The following is a 21982-nucleotide window of genomic DNA, read 5'->3' as shown; positions in this document are numbered from 1 at the left end:
GGGGGTTGCCCACTGAACATCCGAGCAGGCAACCCCCCAGCCCAGCGGGCGTCCCCTGGTCTGGGGGGTTGCCGCGCTCGGTGGGGGGTTGCCCGCTGAATTGGGGGGATGCCTCACGGAAACTCCAGGGGGCAACCCCCCTGCGGAGTGGATATCCGCCCGGGTGGGGGGTTGCCTGGCGGCGGGTGGGTGGGGCGGGTCAGGGGTTTGTGCCGGGGGTGGTCAGGCCGGATTCGTAGGCTATGTGGACCAGTTGGGCTCGGTCTCTCGCGTTGAGTTTGGTGAGGAGGCGGCTTACGTAGGTGCGGGTGGTGGCGGCGGTGAGGTAGAGGCGGGTGGCTATCTCGGTGTTGGAGCGGCCGGCGGCGATCTCGGCGAGGAGTTCGCGTTCGCGGGTGGTGAGGGATGCGAGGCGGGTGGGGTCGGTGGTACGGCGGTCCGCGGCGAACTGGGAGAGGACGCGGCGGGTGACCGACGGGGAGAGCAGGGCGTCGCCGTTGGCGACTGTGCGGACGGCGGCTCGGAGGTCGTCGGGGTCGGTGTCTTTGAGGAGGAAGCCGGCGGCACCGGCTTGGATGGCGGCGAAGATGTGTTCGTCGGTGTCGAATGTCGTGAGCATGACCACGCGGGTGTCGCGCAACTGTTCGTCGGCAACGATCCGCCGGGTCGCCTCGATCCCGTCCACGCCCGGCATCCGGATATCCATCAGGACCACCTCGGGCCGCTCGGCGCGCACGGCGGCGACCCCGGCGGCACCGTCGCCCGCCTGGCCGACCACCGTGATCTCGGCATCGCGTTCGAGCAGTGCGACCAGACCGGATCGCATCAGCTGCTGATCGTCCACGACCACGACCCGGATCACGAACCCACCGCCAAAGGCAGCGAGGCCTCGACCCGGAATCCCTGTCCTGGCTGCGAACTGAAGGACACCGAGCCCCCGATCACGCCGGCCCGCTCCCGCATTCCCACCAGTCCACGCCCGGTCGACTCGCCGATCGTCGTACCGATCCCGTCGTCGGTGACCGTGATCCCGAGACACGTCGGCTGATACTGCAGCACGATGTCCGCGCGGGTCGCCGAGGCGTGCCGGAGTGAGTTCGTCAACGACTCCTGAACGATCCGGTACGCCGTACTGTCGACGACCGCGGGCAGCGGACGCGACTCCCCCGAGGTGTGCAGTTGCACCGCCAGCCCGCTCCCAATCGTTGCCTCGATCAACAAACCCAGGTGCTCCAGCGAACCCACCGGGCTGCGGTCCGCCCCCTCGTCGAGCAGCCCGACCATCGCCCGCAGCTCGCGCACGGCCGCGTTGCTCGTGGTCCGGATCGTGCCGAGCGCCGACCGCGTCGTCTCCGGATCATCGTCAAGGGCTTCCAGCGCGACGCTCGTCTGCACCGACACCACCGCGATCGTGTGCCCGATCGCGTCGTGCAGGTCGCGCGCGATCCGCAGCCGCTCGGCCTCCACCCGACGACGGGCTTCGCTCTCCCGCTCGGCAACCGCGTGCTCCGCCGTACGGCGATGCTCCGCCCGTAGCAACCTGGTCATGCGAACCGTGGCTCCGAGGGCGATCGCACTCACCATCAGCCCGGCCGTCGAGGCGAGCTCGAACCCGATCAGGTACCCAGCGCTCTCCCCCTGCGCGAGCCGGAACGCCGTACTGACCACAACCAGCCCGACAGCAGTCGCACCAGCGATCCGAAACTTCCCAGCCTCGGCGGCCGAATACAGAGCCGCCGCGACCGGCAGCGCGAGCCCAACCGGCGGGTACCCGAGCGCGTAGTACGCCAGCAGCCCAGCCACCGTCGCCGCCAACGCCAGCACCGGGAACTGCCGCCGGAGCAGCATCAACGCACCAAGCGCCACCGCGAACAGGTACGCGATCGCATCCGGTCCGCGCTGACCGCCCAGGTCCATCGCGATCGCCACCGCCACGGCCGCCGACGTCACCAGACCGAGCACGATGTCGATCAGCAGATCCGGGGGCACCCCGATCCGCGTGCTCCCCGCTGCCTGCGCCGTACCGGTGTGGTCCACAACTTCGAGGATAGTCAGGGTTCGGGCTCTGCGCAGTCGTCGGATGTTGACGATCGGGGCGCCGGATCGACAACAGCAGCCGGCTGTCCGCGGCGCCGCCGATCCCTAGTGTCGACGGCATGAGAACTGTAGGAGTCGCCGTCCTCGGTCTGTTCCTCGGACTGCTGGCCGGTTTGATCGTTTTCGGGGAACTGATCGGCCGCATCGTTGTCGCGAACAACGGTTCGGTCGAAGCGCCCTGGACCTTGGTGATCGGGTTCGGGCAGCAAGGGTTCGCGATCGCCGGTGTGATCGCCGCCATCGTCATCGACCGCCGGCTCCGGGCCGGCACCAGCAAGTGATCCAGCGCAGGACGTTGCTACAGGCAACTGTCGGAGGGCTGCTGCTCGGTGCGAGCAGCAGCTGCTCCGCCAGCAGCGGTGGCGGCGGCAACAACGAGACCGAATCCAGTGCCGGGACGCTCCTGCGCAGTACGGCGAAGCTTCCTGAACCGTTCACCGTGCCGCTGCCGATCCCTGCCGTCCTCAAACCGAGCGGCACCGGCCGCTACGACCTCACCCAGCGAGCCACGAAGGTCGAGATCCTGACCGGGCTCAAAACCGAGATCTGGGGGTACGACGGAACCTTCCCCGGACCGACGATCGAGTCCCGCCGGGGCGCGCAGATCGTCGTCCGGCATCGCAACAACCTCGCCGTACCGGCTGTGGTCCACCTGCACGGCGGACGGACACCGGCCGACTCCGACGGCTACCCGACCGACGTGATCAAGCCGGGTGCATCACGCGACTACACCTATCCACTCGACCAGGCAGCAACCACGCTCTGGTATCACGACCACACCATGGACTACACCGGCCCGCAGGTCTATCGCGGCCTGGCCGGATTCCACCTGATCCGCGACGACGTCGAGGACGCACTTCCGCTGCCACGAGGTGAGCGCGAGATCCCGCTGATGATCACCGACCGGGCCTTCGGGGAGGACGGCGCGTTCCTCTATCCGATGATGATGGAGGGGATGCCGGGCGTCACCAGCGAATACATGAGCGGCGTCCTCGGCGACTGCATCCTGGTCAACGGTGCACCCTGGCCGGTGCTCGAGGTGAGCGCGACGCGGTACCGCTTCCGGATCCTGAACGCCTCCAACGCGCGCCGCTACAAGCTGAAGCTCGACCCGCCCGCACCGATCATCCAGATCGGCAGCGACCAGGGACTCCTGGCCGCGCCGGTCGAACACAACGACCTCACGATCGCGCAGGCCGAGCGATTCGACGTCGTCATCGACTTCTCCCGGTACGACGTCGGTCAGCAGATCACCCTGACGAATCGGCTCGGATCCGGGACGACCAAGAACGTGATGCGGTTCGTCGTTGCCCGCAAGGGATCCGACGACAGCCAGATCCCGGACAAGCTGGCCGAGATCGAGCCACTGACGCGGTCCCAGGCCGTCGTCGAGCGCAAGTTCACCTTCGAACGCAACGGGCCGTCCCATCACGGGATGACCACCTGGGCGGTCAACGGGGAGGCGTTCTCCCCGGACAAGATCCTGGCCGAGCCGGCCCTCGGCACGGTCGAACTCTGGAAGATCCGCTCGCAGAACGTCCCGCATCCGGTCCACATCCACCTCGCGCCGTTCCAGGTCCTGAACCCTGGCAAGACGGCAACCGGCTGGAAGGACACCGTCGACCTGGCCAGCGGCGACGAGGCCGAGGTCCTGCTCCGCTTCGACGGGTATCGCGGCAAGTACGTCTTCCACTGCCACAACCTGGAGCACGAGGACATGATGATGATGGCCAACTTCCGCGTGCACTGAATCAGCCGACTGTGACGCGCGTCATGTCACACGGTGCTGGGTGAGCGGTGTCCTCAGGGTTGTCGAAAGGGGACCGAAATGACACCGCACATCGTCGTACTGGGAGCCGGGTACTCCGGAATGATCGCGGCCAACCTGGCTGCTCGTGATACCAAGGGCCACGTCACGCTGGTCAACGCGCGGGACACGTTCATCGAGCGCGTCCGGATGCACGAGCTCGCGTCGGGGAAGACGTTCCGGCAACGGCCGATCGCGGAGCTGCTGGCTGGTAGCGGGGTCGAGTTCGTCGTCGACGAGGTCGTGCACATCGACGCCGAACGGCGGGTGGTGGCGTTGAGCGGGCAGGAGCTCGCATACGACGTACTGATCTATGCACTGGGGAGCCGGGCGGATCTGGATTCGGTGCCGGGGGTCAGGGAGCACGCGTACACGGTGGCGGATGTGGCGAGTGCGCGGCGGTTGCAGGAGCGGCTGCAGAGCGACGGGTCGATCGCTGTGGTGGGTGGCGGATTGACCGGGCTCGAGGCGGTGACCGAGCTGGCCGAGACGTACCCCGGGCGGAAGGTTCAGCTGGTGACCGCGGGCGCGTTGGGTGAGGCAGTGTCGGAGCGTGGGCGGCGGCATCTGCACAAGGTGTTCGGGCGGCTGGGGATCGTGAAGGTCGAGCAGGCACGGGTGGTCGCGGTCGATGGTGGCGGTCTGCAGCTTGCGGACGGCGGCCGGGTGGACGCGGACATCGTGGTCTGGACGACCGGGTTCGAGGTTTCGGACGTCGCCCGGAAGGCCGGGTTCGCGGTCGACGAGCACGGGCGGATCCTGGTCGACTCCACGTTGCGGTCGGTGTCGCATCCGGAGGTGTCGGCGATCGGTGATGCGGCGGCGGTCCGGCCGGAGGGTCAGGACGAGCTGCGGATGGCGTGTGCGACCGGGATCCCGATGGCCGGCCACGCGGTGCGGGCGCTGACCGATCGGCTGAACGGGCGCGAGCCGCGGGGGTTGAAGTTCCGGTACTTCAACCAGTGCATCAGCCTCGGTCGCCGCGACGGGCTGATCCAGTTCGTCCGGGCCGATGACTCTCCCAAGGAGCTCGTGCTCACCGGGCGGCTGGCCGCGAAGTACAAGGCGAGCATCGTGTCCGGCGCGCTCTACACGATGCGGAACCCACTGCTGGCCAAGTTCAGCTGAGGCTCAGCCCTTGCCGCTGCGGAGGATCTCGGCGAGCGATTCGACCGGCGGCGGACCGACCGGAAGCGGCGGCCGGTCCGCCGGGCGGAGGGCGTCGAGCAGCAGGGCCAGGTAGCGCCGCCACAGGTCGGGCCGGATCGTCCGGCTCATCGTGAACGCCGGTCCGAGCATCGCGAAGATCGCGGCGATGTCCTGGGCCTCGACATCCGGGCGGATCGCGCCGGCCTGGTGCGCGCGCTCGAAGAGCTCGGTGACGGCGGCAACGATCCGCGGCCAGATCCGGGCCTGTTCCTCGTCGTCACCTTGACCGGTGAGTGTCTGGTAGAGCCCGCGATCCGCGGCTTGGCGGGCTCCCGTCCGCTCGAAGAACTCGACCAGCGCCTGCCAGGGATCCTCGATCGCGAGCGCTTCCTCGGCGTCCTTCACGATCTGCTCGGTCGCCTCCCGCAGCACCTCGGCGGCGATCGCGTGCTTGTTCGGGAAGTGCCGGTACGCCGTGCCCGTGCCGAGGCCGGCCTGTCGAGCGATGTCGTCGAGCGTGGCGCCGAACCCGTGCTCCGCGAACACCTCCCGCGCCGCGACCACAAGCCGCTCCCGGTTGCGCACCGAGTCGCTGCGGGCACTGCGTGGGGCGGGGCTACTCATCTCCCCATCCTTTCACCATCAGCTTTTGACGACGCCGTGGGCGATCAGGCTCTCGGCGCACTCGACCACGGTCTGCGCGGCCGGCCGGGCCGTCCATCCCAGCACCCGCTCGGCCTTCGCCGTACTGTGCCGGCTGCGGCGACCGAGTGAGATCGTGATCGCTTTCAGCGCCGGGTCGGAGATCGACGCCAGCCGGACGACGAAGTTCGGCAGCTGACGGGTCGACACCGACTTGGCCTGGTCGCCGAGCTTGGTCTTGAGCGCCGTCGCGATGTCGCGCATCCAGGCGAACTCACCGGTCCCGAGGAACCGCTGACCACCCGCCTCCGGCGACACCATCGCGCGGATGTGCAGGTCGACCAGGTCGCGGACGTCGACCACCTCGAGCCCGATCTTCGGCGTACCGGGCATCTTGCCGGTGAGCATCCGCTGGATGATCTGCGTCGTACCGACGTTGTTCGCGGTCAGGATCGGCCCGAAGACGGCACCCGGAAGTACGGTCGTGAGCTCGGTCGGGCCGTCGTACCCGGCCATGAAGTCCCAGGCCGCCTTCTCCGCCAGCGTCTTCGAGCGCCGGTACGCCGGGAGCGACGGGTCGTCGACCGTCCACAGCGTCTCGTCGGTGACGCTGTCCTCCTTGTACGACGTCGGGCTCGCCGCGTTGGCGGCCGACGTCATCACCACCCGCTTCACCCCGGCCCGCGTTGCGGCCTTCAGCACTCGCAGCGCTCCATCTCGCGCCGGGATGATCAGGGCATCGGCGTCGGTCGAGGTCTCGTCACCGAGCGGCGACGCCACGTGCAGCACGTAGTCGACGCCCAGCATCGCGTCATCCCACCCGGCGTCCTTCGTGAGATCGGCCGCCGCGAACTCCAACCGCTCGCTCGCCCCGACCGCCGCGCGCACCGCGTCCGCCTTCTCGAGGCTCCGAACGGTTGTCCGAACGTCGTACCCCCGCTCCAGCAAGGCCACGATCGCCCAGCCGCCGACGTACCCCGTCCCGCCGGTCACCAGCACCGTCTCGCCCATCGTTCCTCCTCCGTTCTAACTGGAGAACCTCTCTCCGTTTAGAACGGTAGCACCATCCGGAGAGAAGATCTCCGGTTACGCTGCGAATGTAACCGGAGACACATTCTCCGCTTCTCCCCTCGACCCGAAGGACTGCAGGTAGTCGCCGGATCGACCCGGAAGCTGGTCGCCCGGCGCACCCCACCCCGCCCGCATCCGACCACCTGCAGTCCTTCGTGCATCCCGCCACACCGCCCACCCAACCAACCGCCCGCTCGCCCGGCACCCTCACCCACCTCCACGGCTGGCCGGGCGGCACTTAGGACTGCAGGTGGTCGTGGATGGGTGGGGACCGTGCTGGGTCCGGGCAGGCGCAGCGGGTGCGAGCAGGACCACCTGCAGTCCTTCGTGCATCCCGCCACACCGCCCACCCAACCAACCACCCGGCACCCCACCCACCTCCGCAGGTAGCCGGGCGGCACTTAGGACTGCAGGTAGTCGCGGATCGGTGGAGACAGTGCTGGGTCCGGGCAGGCGCAGCGGGTGCGAGCAGGACCACCTGCAGTCCTTCGTGCATCCCGCCACACCGCCCACCCAACCAACCACCCGGCACCCCACCCACCTCCGCAGGTGGAGTGTTCCCGCTTTTTTGGACGCCGGTTTAGGCTGCCAGTTGGTTGATTTCTCTGAACCCTAGCTCGTATTCTCGGGGTGTCAAATATCCGAGAGTGGAGTGACGGCGGATAGTGTTGAAGTAGTCATCTACCCAGTCGATTGTTGCGGCCGTGAGGGTTTTAAGGTCCGGCCAGGGCCGGGTGTGGATGAGTTCTTTCTTGTAAGTCGCGAATGTTGATTCGGATACCGCATTGTCGTAACAGATCCCGGTCCGGCCGAGCGATCTGCGGATTCCGGCTTTTGTGCAGTACCGGTCGAATTCGCTGGATGTGTATTGTGTGCCGCGGTCGGAATGGAAGATGACACCGGCCGATGGTTTCCGGTTCGCGATGGCCATGTCGAGCGCGTCGGTGACGAGGCTGGTGCGCATGTGGTCGGCGATCGCGTAGCCGATGATGGCGCGCGAATGCAGGTCGATCACGGTCGCGACGTAGGCCCAGCCGGTCCAGGTCTTGACGTAGGTGATGTCTCCGCACCACTTCTGGTTCAGTTCGTCAGCAGTGAACGAGCGGTCGATCAGGTCTGGTGCGTTGACTGGATGGTCGCCGTGGACCGTGGTTCGCTTCCAGGCCTTCGGATGCCGGCCACGCAGCCCGGCCAGCCGCATCAGACGGTAGACGCGCTTGTGCCCGACCCGGTGCCCGGCAGCGGCCAGCTCCGCGCGCATCCGCCGCACGCCAGGGTTCCCGCGCGCCTGAGCATGCAGATGCCGCAGGAGCACCATCAACGCCTCGTCGTCGGTCTGGTGCTGCGACGGGGCAGCTTTGCGCCAGGCGTAGTAGCCCGACCTGGAGACACCCAGCTCGGCGCACATGAACGCCACCGGATAAACATCGGAATCAGCCCAATCCGCGACAGCAGCGAAAATCACTGCTTTCCTTTCGCGAACCAGGTCGCTACTTTTTTCGCGAACTCGACCTGCATCTGCAGCTCGGCAATCGCGGCCTTGTCATTCTTGGCCTGTTCCCGCAACCGGATCAGCTCCAGCCGCTCGGACTCACCCAACGGGCCATCATCAGGCACCGCCGGCTCCTCGGAGTCTTTAGCTTTCTTCACCCATCTACCCAACGTCATCTCGTGAACACCGATATTGCGCGCGACCTCAGCAACCGACCGGCCACCAGCAAGCACGAAACCCACCGCCTCGCGCTTGTACTCCTCACTGAAACTACGACGAGTCGAACCCATCTACAAACTCCCGACGAATCGGGCAGCTACCCCAGGTGTCCACCGAAGCGGGAACGGTTCAAGGTAGCCGGGCGGCACTTAGGACTGCAGGTAGTCGCGGATCGGTGGAGACAGTGCTGGGTCCGGGCAGGCGCAGCGGGTGCGAGCAGGACCACCTGCAGTCCTTCGTGCATCCCGCCACACCGCCCACCCAACCAACCACCCGGCACCCCCACCCACCTCCACGGCTGGCCGGGCGGCACTTAGGACTGCAGGTAGTCGCGGATGGGTGGGGACCGTGCCGGGTCCGGGCAAGCGCAGCGGGTGCGAACAGGACCACCTGCAGTCCTTCGTGCATCCCGCCACACCGCCCACCCAACCAACCACCCGGCACCCCACCCACCTCCGCAGGTAGCCGGGCGGCACTTAGGACTGCAGGTGGTCGTGGATGGGTGGGGACCGTGCCGGGTCCGGGTCGGCGGAGGGGGTGCGAACAGGACCACCTGCAGTCCTTCGTGCATCCCGCCACACCGCCCACCCAACCAACCGCCCGGCGTCCGCACCCACCTCCGCAGGTAGCCGGGGGGCGCTTAGGACTGCAGGTGGTCGTGGATGGGTGGGGACCGTGCTGGGTTTGGGTCGGCGCAGCGGGTGCGAACAGGACTATGTGCAGTCCTTCGTGCGCGTGCGAGGTGATGGGCGGGTGGGGTATGTCGGTTGACCGGGGGTGGTGGGGCGGGGTTGATTGGGTTGTGACTTCAGAGCGGACGGCAGCTGTTTTTGAGGCGTTGATCGGTGCTCCGGTTGCGCGGCGGGTTCTGGACCGCGGTGGACGGGAGCTCAGCTGGATCGAGGCGGGCCAGGGGCCGACCGTGGTGTTCGAGGCCGGGGCGACGTGTCCGGTGATCGGGTTCGCGGCGGTGTTCAAGGCGTTGGCGTCCGAGCACCGGGTGATCGCGTACGACCGGGCCGGGTACGGCGCTAGTGACGTGGCACCGCTCAGTGTGGAACTGCAGGTCGACGATCTGATCGCCGTACTGGACGAGAGCGGGCCGGCTGTTCTGGTCGGACACAGTTGGGGTGGGTTGCTGGTGCAGCTCGCGACGTGGAAGCGGCCTGAGCTGGTTGAAGGTTTGGTGCTGCTCGATCCTTCGCACGAAGGTTTCTGGTCGCCGCCGCCGGTGCTTCCGAGCGAGGACATCCGAGAGGCCGAGCTGCTGGTGGGATCACAGGAGCAGGCCGCGACGACAGCACGGGTCGCCGAGACAAGCCCGGAGGTCGGGGTGCTGCTGGTCGATGCTTGCCTGTCGTATCTGGCGACTGATGAGCAGATGGCGACTCACCTCGCCGAGATTCCAATGATCCTCGAGCACCTGCCGGAGCTGGCCGAGCGCCGTACCGGGGCTGTCTGGCCGGAGATTCCGGTAGCGGTGTTCACCGCGACCAAGGGCCGTCCCGAAGCCTTCATCCCGCGGGTCCTGGCACTTCAGAACGAGCTGGCCGCGGCCACCAACGGCAAGCACACCGTCGTCCCCGACTCCGGCCACTTCCTCCACCACGACCGCCCCGACCTCATCATCAACGCCATCCGCGAAGTCGCCGCAGGCTGACCCAATGGCAGCTTGCGGCCGCTGCGCGCCGTTCGGACCTGCACCGGCTTATCTTCAGGCCCGTGATCACGAGGCTCCTCAAAGCGGCGATCGACTTCCGCGGCCGCACACGGCGGCGGCACTTCTGGCTGCTCGTCCTGGTGGTGGTCGGCATCATCGGAGGACTCTCACAGCCGGCCGACAAACTCGACGACTCCGATCCGCTGGTCGTCTTGTTGTACATCCTCATCCCCATCGGCACTCTGCTCGTCGTGATCAGTGGCATCCGCCGATTGCACGACGTCGACCGCCGCGGCTGGTGGATCCTGTTGGTCTACACCCTGTGTGGCCCGATCTGGCTGCTCGGCTACTGGTTCACCGACAGCACGGTGGGCCCCAACCGCTTCGGCCCCGACCCGAAGAATCGTCACCCGAGAGAAGACCCTCAGACGATCGCGAGGCCACCGCAGTCTGAGGCGTAGATGGAACCCAACAAGCCGACCCACCTTTGGGCACGAACCCCGACTTTGAGAACCCACCAACCACCGATCGGGTCTGGAAACGGTTGGTGGGTGCACAAAGTAGGGTCTCGTGCTCAAAGAGCAGCCGACCCACCTTTGGGGGCAGGGGGCGAGATGAGTAAGGAACAGATCGTCGTACGGCGAGCGGGGGTGGCGGACGCACCTGGGATCCATCGCGTTCTGCGGCAGTTGCATCCGGAGTTGCCGGCGAGTACGACGTTGCCGCGGGTTCGGCTGGAGGCGCGGACGTTTGTGGTGGGCGAACCTGTTGCCGGGGTCGCGGTAGTGACGTTCGTGGACTACGGGGCCGGCGCCTACGGGATGCTGGAGGAGCTGGTGGTTGACCGGGCCAGCCGCGGGGCGGGGCTTGGGAGCAGGCTGCTTGCCGAGTGCCGGGAGTGGCTGGTGGGGCTCGGGGCCGAGGTCGTGTTCGTGTCGGCGATCGACGCCGAAGCCGCCGGCTTCTATCGCGCCAGCGGCTTCGTGGATTGCGTCGGGCCTTGGTTGTACTGGGGTCAGGGAGCGGTCGGCGGGGTGTAGGCGCCGGCGGGGAGGCCTACCTGGCGGAGGACGTCGGCGAGGTTGTAGTAGTCGTCGACGGAGCGGATCTTGCCGTGGTGGAGGGTGATGATCGAGGTGGCGGGGACGGCGAAGGACTTGCCGGCGGCCGAGTAGGGCGGGGTGAACGGGGTGTTCTCGGTGAAGGTGCCGCTGAAGGTCCAGGTGACGGCGATGCGGTCGCCCTGGACGATGGTGTCGTGGACGGTGACCTTGGCGGGGTTGATGCTGTCGGCGGTGATCGCGACCCAGGTCTTGGCGCCGGCGGGGCCGGTGAACGAGGCCTGGAAGGCGTGGTCGGTATAGACGCCGCGCTTGTCGAAGAGCTTGCTCATGGCAACGGGGTTCATCGTGGTCCAGGCGTTCGCCCACTGCTGCACGATGCGCGGGGTGTGGTGACTCATGCTCGTGGCGGCCGTGACCTCAACAGGTGCGGCAGTGGCTGGTACGGCGGCGATCGCAATCCCGGCGGTGAGTGCAGCGGCGGCGAGCAGGCGGGTGGTACGTGACATCAGGGGAACTTCCTTATCGGTAGGAGAAATCAGGGGACGATGACGACTTTTCCGGCGGCGGTGCCGGACTCTGCGAACCGGACGGCGTCGGCGACGTCGGCCAGTGGGAAGGCACGGGCGATCCGGGCGGTGATGTCACCGGCGGCGAGCTGCCCGAAGACGGCCTCGAGGTCGAGGCGCATGGCGGCCTGGTGCTGGGCGAGCCGGCGGCGGCCGGCCCAGATGTTGAAGAAGGTGGCGGACTTTCCGTTCGGCAGGACGTTCCACAGCAGGAGCCGGAGGATCAGCGCGAGCACCGGGAGCCGGGCGTTGCCCTCGTCCTTCATCGTGGCCGCCGTTCCGTAGGAGACCAGCGAGCCACCGCGACCGAGCATCGACCAGGACTTCTTGATCTCCGGCCCGCCGACATGATCGAAGACCGCCCTGACACCATCCGGCGCAATCGCCTTAACTGCGGCGGCGACGTCCACCGACCGATCGACCGGAATAGCCCCGAGCTCCCGGACATAGGGGAAGTGCCGCTTGGAGACGACCCCGATCACCTGCGCTCCGGCGTGCCGGGCGAGCTGGACCAGCAGCGAGCCGACTCCCCCGTTCGCACCCAGTACGACGATGGTGTCGCCCCGCCGTACCTTGGCAATCGCGAGCATCCGCCGGGCGGTCACGCCGTTCACGATCACGGCCTCGGTCTCCTCGGCGCCGACCCCGTCCGGCACCAGGGCCAGGTTGGCGGTGTCGAGCACCAGCCGGTCGGCCCAGCCGCCGGTCTTGGTCACCGCGGCGACCCGCTGGCCGACCGTGAACCCGGAGGCACCGGCGCCGAGCGCCTCGATCACCCCGACCACGTCGTACCCGGGAACGAAGGGGAACGGCGGCTGGTCGTAGTACTTGCCGCGCCGCATCTGCTGCTCGGCGAACGAGACTCCGGTCGCCTCCATCCGGACCAGCGCCTGGCCGGCTCCGATCTCCGGGGTCTCCCGCCGACGCAGCTGCAGCCCGTCCGGCTCTACGATTCCCGGCAGTTCGACCTCGGTGATCATCCTTTTGCCTCCCTCGGAGCGTCTTGCTGACGAGGTCAACGATGCCGCCGGGGCCGGACCCGGCGCGTCGGCGAGAACTACGTAGATTGCGTACGTACACAGCCAGGTCCACGATCACTCAGGAGAACCGACTCAATGCAGTTCGTAGCCAGGCAGAAGGAACTGCAGGCGATCGAGGCGCTCACCCAGGGCGCGGCCGACGGTCGCGGCGGCGCGGTCGTGGTGCTCGGCGAGGCGGGGATCGGCAAGTCCACCCTGCTCGAGACCATCACCGAGCGGCTCGACGGCTGGCTGATCCTGCGGGCCGACGGCACCGAGTTCGAACGCGACCTCCCGTACGCCGCTCTGCACCAGCTCTGCTCGCCCGTCATCGAGGCGCGGAGCGGGCTGCCCGACGTCCAGCGGCAGGCCCTGGAGTCAGTGTTCGGCCTTGCCGCCGGTACGACGCCGAGCCCGCTGCTGGTCGGTCTCGCGGTCCTGGGCCTCTTCAACGAACTCGAGCAACCAATGTGTTGCGTCGTCGACGACATCCAGTGGATCGACTCCGGGACCAGGCAGGTGCTCGCCTTCGTAGCGCGCCGGATCTCCGCCGAAGGGATCGCGATGATCCTGGCCGGCCGTCCGGACGGCGCCGGGTTCGCCGAGCTGCCGCAGCTGCCGTTGACGGGGCTGGACGAGCAAGAGGCCCAGGCGCTACTGCGGTCGACCGGCCGAGCAGGTCTCGACTCCGACGTACTGGACCGGATCCTGGCCGAAGCCCGCGGCAATCCGCTGGCACTGCTGGAGTTTGACGGTGCCGCGGACGGTCCTCGCAAAGGAGTCGTCGAGGCGTTGGAGGCCGAGTTCACCCGCCGGGTACGACGGTTGCCGGAGGCAACGCAGTTGCTGCTCAGCCTGGCCGCGGCCGAGCCGGTCGGCGACCTCGGCCTGCTGCGACGGGCAGCGAAGCGGCTCGAACTGAACCTGACCGACGTAGCCGAGGCCGAGAACGACGGCCTGGTGTCCCTCGGACCACGCCTGCGCTTCCGTCATCCGCTGGTCCGATCCGCGGCGTACCAGTCGGCGACGCCCGGCGTTCGTCGCAGTCTGCATTCCGCTCTGGCGGAAGCGACCGACGCCGAACGCGATCCCGACCGCCGGGCCTGGCACCGGGCGCATGCGGTCATCGACACCGACGAGGACGTGGCTGCCGAGCTCACCCAGGCAGCGGAGCGCACCGAGCTCCGCGGTGACTTCGCCTCCGCCGCCGCCTTCCTCGAGCGTGCGGCCCAGCTGAGCCCGGAGCCCGCCGGCCAGGCCGCGCGCCTGCTCGCCGCCGCCAGCCTGCGGCTCAAACTCGGCGCGTACGGCGAGGCCCGCGAGCTGCTCACCCAAGCCGAACGGCGGCCGCTCGAGCCGCCGCAACGCGCTCAAGTTCGGTTGCAGCGGGCAACGATCGACGTGTACGTCACGCGCAGCCCGCAAGCGACCGCAGACCTGGTCAGCGCCGCCGCCGACCTCGGACCGGAGGACGCAACCGGCACGTACATCGAGGCGTTCTCGTCGGCGATGTTCATCGACCGGCTCCCCGGCCGGCTGCGCCAACTAGGCACCCGCATCCGCGCACAGGTTCCGCCCAGTGCCGACCCGCGACCGGCGGACCTGCTGCTGAACGCCTTGCTCGACCAGACCATGCTGCCCGTCGACGAGGCCGTGCCCGCGATGCGCCGGGCGGTGGACTCCTTCCGTACGGCGGACCTCGCGGACCCGTGGTGGATGGAACTCGCCTGCATGATGGCGATCGACCTGGCCGACGCGGCGGCGTCCGAGGAGATCGCGGACCGGCAGGTGGAGCTGGCCCGGCGGCAGTCCGCGCTCGCGATCCTGCCGCAGGCGTTGAAGTTCCAGGCGATCGTGCAGACGATCTTCGGCCGGTTCGACGACGCCGAGGCTGCCTTGGCCGAGGCGAGCGCGGTCGACGAGGCCGCGGGCAGCATGAGCCTCGCCTTCGCCGATGTCATCCTCGCCGCTTGGCGCGGCAATGCCGAACAGGTCGTCGAGCTGCGCGCCTCGATCCAAGAGCGCGTCGGCCGCGACGAACTGGTCGCCGAGCTGTATGCCGTCGCCGTCCTGCGCAACGGCCTCGGCGACTACACGGCAGCACTCGACGCGGCCCTGGCCGCCTACGCGGAGAAGGAACTCGGCTCGTACGTCATCTGGTCGGTCGACGCCGAGCTCGTCGAAGCCGCTGCCCGCGCCGGCCGCCCCGAAACCGCCACCACCGCGCTCGCGCAGCTCGCCGACCTGGCCCGCACCGATCCGACTCCCTGGGCCGTCGCTCAGCATCGGCTCGCGCAAGCCCTCCTCGACCCGGCATCGCCGGACACGGACAGCCGGTACCGCGAGGCGATCGACCTGCTGGCGCAGACCGCCGTACGGGCTCAGCATGCTCGCGCACGGCTCGCCTACGGCGAATGGTTGCGCCGCGAAGGGCGTCGCGCCGAGGCTCGGGTCGAGCTCCAAGCGGCACACGAATCCCTGTCCACCATGGGCGCGGCCGCCTTCGCCGAACGCGCCGCCCGCGAGCTGTCGGCCACTGGTCAGCGCCCCCGTCGCGACGGCACGAATCCACTGGACAACCTCACTGCACAAGAGCGGTTGATCGCCACCAAGGTCGCCGCCGGCGAGACCTCGAAGGAGGTCGCGGCCACCCTCTTCCTCAGCCCACGCACGATCGACACCCACCTGCGCAACATCTTCCGCAAACTCGACATCACCTCCCGTCGCCAACTCCGCGACCTCTCTCTGTGATCTAGGTCACACGAGTCGTGCCAGGCCGGTGCGGCCCGTGGTGAGGTCGGGAGATGGACAACTACGAGGCCGCTCAACGGCTCGGATTCCCGGCAGCGGCGTGTGATCGATTCCGCGAGCTGCCGACAGGCGACGTACAGGTTCCGGACAATGCAGGTGAGTTACTCGAGTACTGCGGGGTTGCGGAACGCGACCGGGTCGAGATGCTGGCGGCTCGGCCGGAGGCGGATCCTGATTGGTGGGCGCTGACCTCGGCGCTGGCGGCTGGCCTCGAGGAGGATCTGGAGAAACCGCTCCCCTCGAACGGGCACACCGCTTGGCCGGTCGTGCCCAGATCGTCAACGTCGGTTGGGATGTGGGCGTGGGCCTGGGCGTTGCTGGCCGGCCTGCCTCGGCTTCTCGAGGCGCATCGGCGGCGCGGTGTGCCCGAGGCAGTCAGCATCGCGACCGTCAAGGCGCTCGGTGGGGTGATGGGGAGTCATCGCGAGATCTACGGCCGTTCGGGTGTCGGGCTGATGCCGCTGTGGGGGCCGCCGCTTCGCTTCCGGGGCGCGGACTACGAGATCGGTCGGCACTCGTTCACTCGCACCAATCTGGGTCTCGGCGATGGCGTCGCGGGTCATCTGCTGATGGTCCATGTGCCGCCCATCGGGCCGCTCGATCCAGCGGTCTCCGAGCAGTCGATCGCCGCGGCGGTCCAGTTCTTTCCGCAGTGGTATCCCGAGGAACCCCTCTACGGGTTGGTGTGTCCGTCCTGGCTGCTCGATCCACAGCTGGCCGAGTACCTTCCCGAGGATTCGAACATCCTCACCTTCCAACGTCGGTTCACGATTCTCCCGCTGCTCCCGCCCAGTACGCCGTACGAGGGTGATCACGAACTGATGCGGCTGGCCCTTCAGCTCGACCCGCCCGACGGCGAGCTGACGGCTGCGGATCTGGACCGCATCCCGCAGGACACCACCCTGCAACGAGCCTTCGTCAGTCATCTGAGGTCCGGCCGGCACTTCCAGCTGCGCATCGGGATCCGTCAGGTCTGATGCGGGCAGCCGCAGTGTCGGATCGGGCAGAAACGTTTCCAACGTCTTGAGTAAATCGGTCGCATAGTGTTCGATTCTGAGTGATCTGACCCGATTCATCCGCCCATGTCTTGAGGTCGACCATGTCGCTGCGCCGTGCCGTTGTATGGACCCTCGCCGCCCTTCCGATGCTGGCCATGCTTCCGGCAACGCCGGCGCCGGCCGCGGCTCCACCGCCGGATGTCTATCAGTACCTGGAGAATCCAGAACTGGTCGGCGAGGGACAACAGGCGCCGCACGCCGAGCTCCGGCCGTACGGCGATGCTGCCGCGGCGGTACGAGCAGGCAAGGAGTCGCCCTGGACGCGGTCTCTCGACGGCGAGTGGCGGATCCGGATGGCCGATCGGCCCGAGGACGTGCCTGCCGGTTTTCACGCGGACGGCTACGACACCAGCGATTGGCAGCAGGCCGACGTACCGCACACTTGGCAGACCGACGGTCTGGATCACCCGATCTTCCGCAACATTCCGACCGAGATGTGGCCGGACGACCCGCCGAACGTGCCGCATGATGTCAATCCGACGGCCGCGTATGTGCGCGAGTTCGACGTACCGAAAGACTGGCGTGATCGCCGAACGTTCCTGCGGTTCGAAGGCGTCACGAGTGCGTACTTCGTGTGGGTCAACGGGAAGTACGCCGGTTATGACCAAGGCGGGTATCTGCCGGCCGAGTTCGATGTCAGCTCGTTGCTCAAGGCCGGTCGGAACACGGTGGCGCTGCAGGTGCATCGGTGGTCCGCCGGTTCGCATCTGGAGGACTACGACCAGTGGCGGTTCGCGGGGATCTTCCGGTCGGTGTGGATGTACTCGACGCCGGACGTCCACGTGCAGGACGTCACGCTCAAGCCCAAGCTCGACGCCCAGTACCGCGACGCGACGCTGAACGCCGAGATCGAGGTCGCCGGCGCAGCAGCCGGCTACTCGGTCCGGGCCACTCTGCACGATCCATCTGGTCGGAAGGTTGTGAGCACGACCAGCAACGCGATCGTCAACGGCAAGCTCCAGCTGAGTGCACCTGTCCGCAACCCCGCCAAGTGGAGCGACGAGACGCCGAACGTCTACCGCGTCGTGGTCGAGCTCCTCGATCCATCCGGCCGGGTCACCCACACCACCAGCCAGCCGACCGGCTTCCGCACGATCGAGATCAAGGACAAGCAGCTGCTGGTGAACGGCAAGCGGATCCTGATCAAGGGCACCAACCGGGCCGAGACCGACCCGGACACCGGCCGGCACGCTACCACCGGGCGGATGCTCGAGGACGTCTCGTTGATGAAGCAGCTGAACATCAACGCCGTCCGTACGTCGCACTACCCGAGCGACCCGTATTTCTACGACCTCGCCGATACCCGGGGCATCTATATCGCCGACGAGGTGGACATCGAGACCCACCATCACGACGGCTGCCCGAACAACTGCCTGGCCGAGAAACCCGAGTGGCAGAAGGCGTTCCTGGACCGCTTCGTCGGCATGGTCGAACGGGACAAGAACCACCCGAGCGTGTTCATGTGGGACACCGGCAACGAGGCCGGGCTGGGCAAGGCGCACTATTCGATGGCCGAGTACGCGACCGCCAACGACCCGAGCCGACCGCTGTACCACCAGTCCAACGGTCCGGATGGCGACGCTCCCTTCGCACATGTCTGGGGACCGCGCTATCCGTCGCCCGACAGTCTGGAGGCGATGGCGAAGACGACTCAGAAGCCGATCATCATGGGCGAGTACGCCCATGCCAGCGGCAACGGCTTCGGCAACTTCAACGAGTTCTGGAACGTCGTACGGCGTTATCCGCAGGTCCAGGGTGGATTCATCTGGGACTGGGCCGAGCAGAACATCCATCAGCCGCTGCGTGTCACACCGGATGCCTCTGGCAACAACATCATGGCCTGGTTCACCGGGCTACCCCGGCAGGTCGAGGGTAAGCAGGGCAAGGGCCTCTACCTGTCCGGCCTGGACGACTGGGTCGAGGTGTACCGGGACCCGAAGTTCGACGAGGTGTCGGCCGGGCTGACGCTCGACCTCTGGGTGAAACCCGACAGCTGGACGGGTGACTTCACCATGATGGCCAAGGGCAACCGGCAGTACGCGTTGAAGATGGCGGATCAGAACACCTTGGAGTTCTTCGTCTACGGAAACGGCGACTGGCACACCGTGCGCGCCGCCGTACCCGCCGATTGGCGTGGCAACTGGCATCGCGTCACCGGCACCTTCGACGGTGGGGTGCTCCGGTTGCTGCTTGACGGCAAGGAGGTCGGGCGCACCGATTGGACCGGCACGATCGCCCGGTCGTACGACCCGCTCAACATCGGCCGGAACCCGGACTCCCAGGAGAACCCCTCCACGCGACCCTCGCATGGCACCTTCGACAACGTGCGGATCTACCACCACGCGCTGACCGAAGCGGAACTCGCTGCGGATCCGAAGACCACCGCCGTACTGGCGCTCGATTTCGACAAGGTCGAGAACAAGGGCCGCTACGAGACGTACGGCGCTGGGCCGGGTGGCGTGGACGGGCTCGTCAACACCGATCGGACGCTGCAACCCGAGACTCGCGAGCTCGCTTTGGTGCACGCGCCGATTCGCTTCGCCGAGGCTCAATCCGGCTCGGCTCGGCAGGGTCGCGTGACGGTGACCAACGAGCGCTCGTTCACCGGCACCGAGGACGTGCAGTTGCGGTGGACGGTGACCGAAGGCAAGCGGGTGCTGGCGAGTGGGCGGCAACCGATGAAGGTCGCGGCGGGAACGACGCAGACCATCCAGCTGCCGAAACCGCCCGCCAATCCGGGCGGCCTGGAACGCTGGCTCGACGTACAGGCCGTGCTTGTGAAGGCGACCTCGTGGGCGCCGGCCGGTCATGTGGTTTCGCTCGGTCAGTTCGCGGTTGGTGGCAAGCAGGTTCGCGGCGTCACCTCGCCGGAGCCGAGCGGGAAGCTCGCGGTGCGCCAGGCCGGTGCGGACACGATCGTGTCGGGTCGCGAGTTCAGCTACACCTTCAGCAAGACCGCTGGGACGCTCACCTCGATGAAGGTCCGTGGCCAGGAGTTGCTGGCGGGTGGGCCGAAGCTCGACGCTTGGCGAGCTCCGCTGGTCAACGAGATGGGCGGCGAGGCGACCTCGTGGCGCAACGCGGGACTGGACCGGTTGGTCACGACCGTTGCCGACTTCAGCGTTGACCAGACGACAGACGCGGTGACTGTGACAGCCCGCAGTATGGCGGCTGCGCCCGGGGTGACCGACGCGTCGTTCAAACAGACGATGGTCTACACCGTGTCGGGCAACGGCGAGGTCCGGGTGTCGCATCGCGCCGACCCACAAGGGAAGGCGCGATCGGTTCCGTACCTGCCGCGGATCGGGTTCGCGTTGAAGGTCCCGGATGCGTTCGAGCGGTTCACGTACTACGGACGCGGACCGGTCGAGAACTACAGCGACCGCAAGGACGCGACGCCGGTCGGGGTCTACTCGTCCACCGTGGCCGAGCAGTACTTCCCGTATTCCCAGCCGCAGGAACAGGGCAACCACAGCGACGTACGCTGGGCGACCCTGACCGATGGTAAGTCAGGCGGTTTGCTGGTGGCCGGCGATCTGAACGTCGCCGTGGATCAGTACGACGCGGCTGATCGTGCGGTCTACCCGCACGCCTTGCAACGCAACAAGGACGGTACGACGCTGCACGTCAGTACGGCGGTGACCGGGGTGAGCGAGACCTTCCACGAGCAGTTGCCGCAGTACCAGGTGGAGGGCGATCGTGAATTCGCCTACTCGGTTCTGCTCCGGCCGCTGAGTCGTGCCGAGGTTCGCGCCAACGGGCAGCCGCACGACCAGGTGACCTGCGCGCCGGATGCGACCTTGGTACCGAGCAAGCAGACGGTCGAACCCGGCGAGACCATCGACGCCACGCTCACCGTCACCAACCCTTGCCGTGAGCAACTTTCGGGCGTCTCTGCGGTACTGCGCGCCGCGGACGGCTGGACAGTCGCGCCGGGGACTGCGAGCCTCGGCACGATCCAGGCGGGGAAGTCGGTCAGTGTGATCGTCAAGATCAGCCGGAGCGCTGGGTCGGCGCGTGGTATTCGACCAGTCACCGCTGAGGTCTCAGCTCGTGCAGCACGCACTGTCGTTGCGAGTGCCCAACTCTCGGGCGCACCCGAACCACCCCGCGGTGACGTGGCCGTCAGCACGCTGGACTTCCTGTCCGAGCAGAACGGCTGGGGCCCGGTCGAACGCAACCGCAGCAACGGCGAGCAAGGCGATTCCGACGGACTACCGATCACCCTCGGCGGAACGACGTACCCGACCGGCCTCGGCGTCCACGCGGAATCCGTCGTCGACCTCTACCTGGGCGGCCACTGCACGTCCTTCACCGCCGACATCGGCGTCGACGACGAGGTCGGCGATGCGGGCAGTGTCGAGTTCGAGGTCTACACCGACAACACCCGCCGCTACACCAGCCCCACCCGCACCGGCAACGATCCACCCACCCCCATCACCGTAGACACCACCGGCGCCACCACCCTCCGCCTAAAAGTCACCACCGCCACCGACGGCAACGCCCACGACCACGCCGACTGGGCCACCCCCACCCTCCACTGCACCCCATAAGCCGACTCTGCGGGGATCTGCTGCCTCTGAGCGGCAGTAGATCCCCGCAAACCCACGTTTCCGCACGCTGAGATGCGGCCGGCGACACCCGCGGTGGTCGCCCGCCACCGCGGCCGGCGCCAACGAGCAGGTGGCTGGCCGATCCCGTGGCTGACGTGGATGGCGAGGTCAGCGCCCCAGGTGCCCGTCGCCCGAGCTTCCGGGCTTCGGTTGCGGTGCGGTGCGGTGCGGTGCGGTGCGGTGCGGTGCGGTGCGGTGCGGTGCGGTGCGGTGCGGTGCGGTGCGGTGCGGCAAACGAGGGGACCTCCCCGCAAGTTGCCCCTTCTCCCCTCAAAAATTGAGCAGAGAACGGTCAATCTCAACGGACATCCCCCGAAATTCCGCAGGCCCCCGGATGATCGCGGATCGCCTCTTCCAGCTCGCTAGGCACCCAACCCGAACCCAGTGCTCGACCACCGCGACGGATCACCCACCCGACCTCCTCATCGCCGAGAGCAACCACAACCCGTCAACCACAGACGACCGGGGAACGTCGGTCACCAGCCTCGCCATCCCCCTCAGCCGTAGGCGACGCCCGCCACACCGCTTCAATAAAACCGGCCGCAGCGGCGAGCAACCACCGCGCACACCGCCGGCCGACTCCCAGCGGCCGGAAGCGACGAGCACCTTCGGGACGGAGGGGCTACTGGGTTACACAGCGGATCAGCCACCGCGATCTCGCTCCCCCAACCGCAACAGGCACCATGTAGCGGTAGATCCCCGGGTGAATGTGCC

Annotated in this window: 17 protein-coding genes; 9 read left to right on the top strand and 8 right to left on the bottom strand. The window is 67.7% G+C overall.

The features are described 5' to 3' along the window. Nucleotides 1-199 precede the first annotated feature (199 nt). Both OG474_RS31635 and OG474_RS31630 read right to left on the bottom strand, forming a co-directional pair. Nucleotides 200-862 (bottom strand): response regulator, encoded by a 663-nt coding sequence (locus tag OG474_RS31635; protein ID WP_405057260.1) that lies wholly within the window; start codon nt 860-862, stop codon nt 200-202. Next, nucleotides 859-2037, bottom strand: a complete 1179-nt coding sequence (locus tag OG474_RS31630) for a histidine kinase (protein ID WP_405057259.1) — start codon at nt 2035-2037, stop codon at nt 859-861. The genes OG474_RS31635 and OG474_RS31630 overlap by 4 nt, the downstream gene beginning before the upstream one ends. Nucleotides 2038-2156: 119 nt before the next feature. Between OG474_RS31630 and OG474_RS31625 the strand changes: the two genes are divergently transcribed. From OG474_RS31625 to OG474_RS31615, 3 genes are all read left to right on the top strand, one after another. Continuing rightward, nucleotides 2157-2378: a hypothetical protein gene (locus OG474_RS31625; RefSeq protein ID WP_405057258.1), complete on the top strand. Its 222-nt coding sequence runs from the start codon at nt 2157-2159 to the stop codon at nt 2376-2378. Further along, nucleotides 2375-3847 (top strand): multicopper oxidase family protein, encoded by a 1473-nt coding sequence (locus OG474_RS31620; RefSeq protein ID WP_405057257.1) that lies wholly within the window; start codon nt 2375-2377, stop codon nt 3845-3847. The genes OG474_RS31625 and OG474_RS31620 overlap by 4 nt, the downstream gene beginning before the upstream one ends. A gap of 78 nt (nt 3848-3925) precedes the next feature. Beyond that, nucleotides 3926-5032: an NAD(P)/FAD-dependent oxidoreductase gene (locus OG474_RS31615; RefSeq protein ID WP_405057256.1), complete on the top strand. Its 1107-nt coding sequence runs from the start codon at nt 3926-3928 to the stop codon at nt 5030-5032. Nucleotides 5033-5035: 3 nt separating this feature from the next. On the opposite strand, the gene OG474_RS31610 is transcribed toward OG474_RS31615, so the two are convergent. The 4 genes from OG474_RS31610 to OG474_RS31595 all read right to left on the bottom strand — a co-directional run bounded on the left by OG474_RS31610 (nt 5036) and on the right by OG474_RS31595 (nt 8548). Then, nucleotides 5036-5677, bottom strand: coding sequence for a TetR family transcriptional regulator (locus tag OG474_RS31610; RefSeq protein WP_405057255.1), 642 nt, complete (start codon nt 5675-5677; stop codon nt 5036-5038). A gap of 18 nt (nt 5678-5695) precedes the next feature. Beyond that, entirely contained in the window at nt 5696-6706 is a 1011-nt protein-coding gene (locus tag OG474_RS31605; RefSeq protein WP_405057254.1) for an NAD-dependent epimerase/dehydratase family protein, read from the bottom strand. Nucleotides 6707-7346: 640 nt separating this feature from the next. Further along, a complete protein-coding gene (locus OG474_RS31600) occupies nt 7347-8231 on the bottom strand; it encodes an IS3 family transposase (protein ID WP_405056218.1) in 885 nt (294 codons plus the stop codon). After that, a complete protein-coding gene (locus OG474_RS31595) occupies nt 8228-8548 on the bottom strand; it encodes a transposase (RefSeq protein ID WP_405056219.1) in 321 nt (106 codons plus the stop codon). Before OG474_RS31595 ends, OG474_RS31600 begins: the two co-directional genes overlap by 4 nt. Nucleotides 8549-9279: 731 nt before the next feature. Between OG474_RS31595 and OG474_RS31590 the strand changes: the two genes are divergently transcribed. From OG474_RS31590 to OG474_RS31580, 3 genes are all read left to right on the top strand, one after another. Next, nucleotides 9280-10137: an alpha/beta fold hydrolase gene (locus OG474_RS31590; protein WP_405057253.1), complete on the top strand. Its 858-nt coding sequence runs from the start codon at nt 9280-9282 to the stop codon at nt 10135-10137. Between the two features lie 62 nt (nt 10138-10199). Next, nucleotides 10200-10598 (top strand): DUF805 domain-containing protein, encoded by a 399-nt coding sequence (locus OG474_RS31585; protein WP_405057252.1) that lies wholly within the window; start codon nt 10200-10202, stop codon nt 10596-10598. A 153-nt stretch (nt 10599-10751) separates the two neighbouring features. Then, nucleotides 10752-11177, top strand: a complete 426-nt coding sequence (locus tag OG474_RS31580; RefSeq protein WP_405057251.1) for a GNAT family N-acetyltransferase — start codon at nt 10752-10754, stop codon at nt 11175-11177. Here OG474_RS31580 and OG474_RS31575 read toward each other — a convergent pair. Both OG474_RS31575 and OG474_RS31570 read right to left on the bottom strand, forming a co-directional pair. Next, nucleotides 11153-11707 carry a nuclear transport factor 2 family protein gene (locus tag OG474_RS31575; protein WP_405057250.1) on the bottom strand — a complete coding sequence of 185 codons (555 nt, stop codon included), beginning with the start codon at nt 11705-11707 and terminating at the stop codon, nt 11153-11155. The genes OG474_RS31580 and OG474_RS31575 overlap by 25 nt on opposite strands. Nucleotides 11708-11736: 29 nt before the next feature. Next, nucleotides 11737-12747 carry a medium chain dehydrogenase/reductase family protein gene (locus OG474_RS31570; RefSeq protein ID WP_405057249.1) on the bottom strand — a complete coding sequence of 337 codons (1011 nt, stop codon included), beginning with the start codon at nt 12745-12747 and terminating at the stop codon, nt 11737-11739. A 135-nt stretch (nt 12748-12882) separates the two neighbouring features. Here OG474_RS31570 and OG474_RS31565 point away from each other — a divergent pair, with 135 nt between their 5' ends. From OG474_RS31565 to OG474_RS31555, 3 genes are all read left to right on the top strand, one after another. Then, the gene (locus tag OG474_RS31565; protein ID WP_405057248.1) at nt 12883-15537 is read left to right on the top strand and encodes an ATP-binding protein; all 2655 of its coding nucleotides are present in this window, start codon (nt 12883-12885) and stop codon (nt 15535-15537) included. A gap of 53 nt (nt 15538-15590) precedes the next feature. Next, the gene (locus OG474_RS31560; protein ID WP_405057247.1) at nt 15591-16574 is read left to right on the top strand and encodes an acyltransferase domain-containing protein; all 984 of its coding nucleotides are present in this window, start codon (nt 15591-15593) and stop codon (nt 16572-16574) included. A 122-nt stretch (nt 16575-16696) separates the two neighbouring features. Further along, nucleotides 16697-21208 carry a glycoside hydrolase family 2 TIM barrel-domain containing protein gene (locus OG474_RS31555; protein WP_405057246.1) on the top strand — a complete coding sequence of 1504 codons (4512 nt, stop codon included), beginning with the start codon at nt 16697-16699 and terminating at the stop codon, nt 21206-21208. Nucleotides 21209-21982 lie beyond the last annotated feature (774 nt).

The organism is Kribbella sp. NBC_01505, assembly GCF_045040285.1.
Taxonomy (GTDB): Bacteria; Actinomycetota; Actinomycetes; order Propionibacteriales; family Kribbellaceae; genus Kribbella.
This window is presented reverse-complemented; position numbering and strand designations above follow the sequence as displayed.

What these genes read in the sequence shown, in the direction of transcription:
- OG474_RS31570 (WP_405057249.1), bottom strand. Translation starts at nt 12,747, where the DNA reads ATGATCACCGAGGTCGAACTGCCGGGAATCGTAGAGCCGGACGGGCTG.
- OG474_RS31560 (WP_405057247.1), top strand. Translation starts at nt 15,591, where the DNA reads ATGGACAACTACGAGGCCGCTCAACGGCTCGGATTCCCGGCAGCGGCG.
- OG474_RS31595 (WP_405056219.1), bottom strand. Translation starts at nt 8,548, where the DNA reads ATGGGTTCGACTCGTCGTAGTTTCAGTGAGGAGTACAAGCGCGAGGCG.
- OG474_RS31615 (WP_405057256.1), top strand. Translation starts at nt 3,926, where the DNA reads ATGACACCGCACATCGTCGTACTGGGAGCCGGGTACTCCGGAATGATC.
- OG474_RS31575 (WP_405057250.1), bottom strand. Translation starts at nt 11,707, where the DNA reads ATGTCACGTACCACCCGCCTGCTCGCCGCCGCTGCACTCACCGCCGGG.
- OG474_RS31580 (WP_405057251.1), top strand. Translation starts at nt 10,752, where the DNA reads ATGAGTAAGGAACAGATCGTCGTACGGCGAGCGGGGGTGGCGGACGCA.
- OG474_RS31610 (WP_405057255.1), bottom strand. Translation starts at nt 5,677, where the DNA reads ATGAGTAGCCCCGCCCCACGCAGTGCCCGCAGCGACTCGGTGCGCAAC.
- OG474_RS31555 (WP_405057246.1), top strand. Translation starts at nt 16,697, where the DNA reads ATGTCGCTGCGCCGTGCCGTTGTATGGACCCTCGCCGCCCTTCCGATG.
- OG474_RS31565 (WP_405057248.1), top strand. Translation starts at nt 12,883, where the DNA reads ATGCAGTTCGTAGCCAGGCAGAAGGAACTGCAGGCGATCGAGGCGCTC.
- OG474_RS31605 (WP_405057254.1), bottom strand. Translation starts at nt 6,706, where the DNA reads ATGGGCGAGACGGTGCTGGTGACCGGCGGGACGGGGTACGTCGGCGGC.
- OG474_RS31625 (WP_405057258.1), top strand. Translation starts at nt 2,157, where the DNA reads ATGAGAACTGTAGGAGTCGCCGTCCTCGGTCTGTTCCTCGGACTGCTG.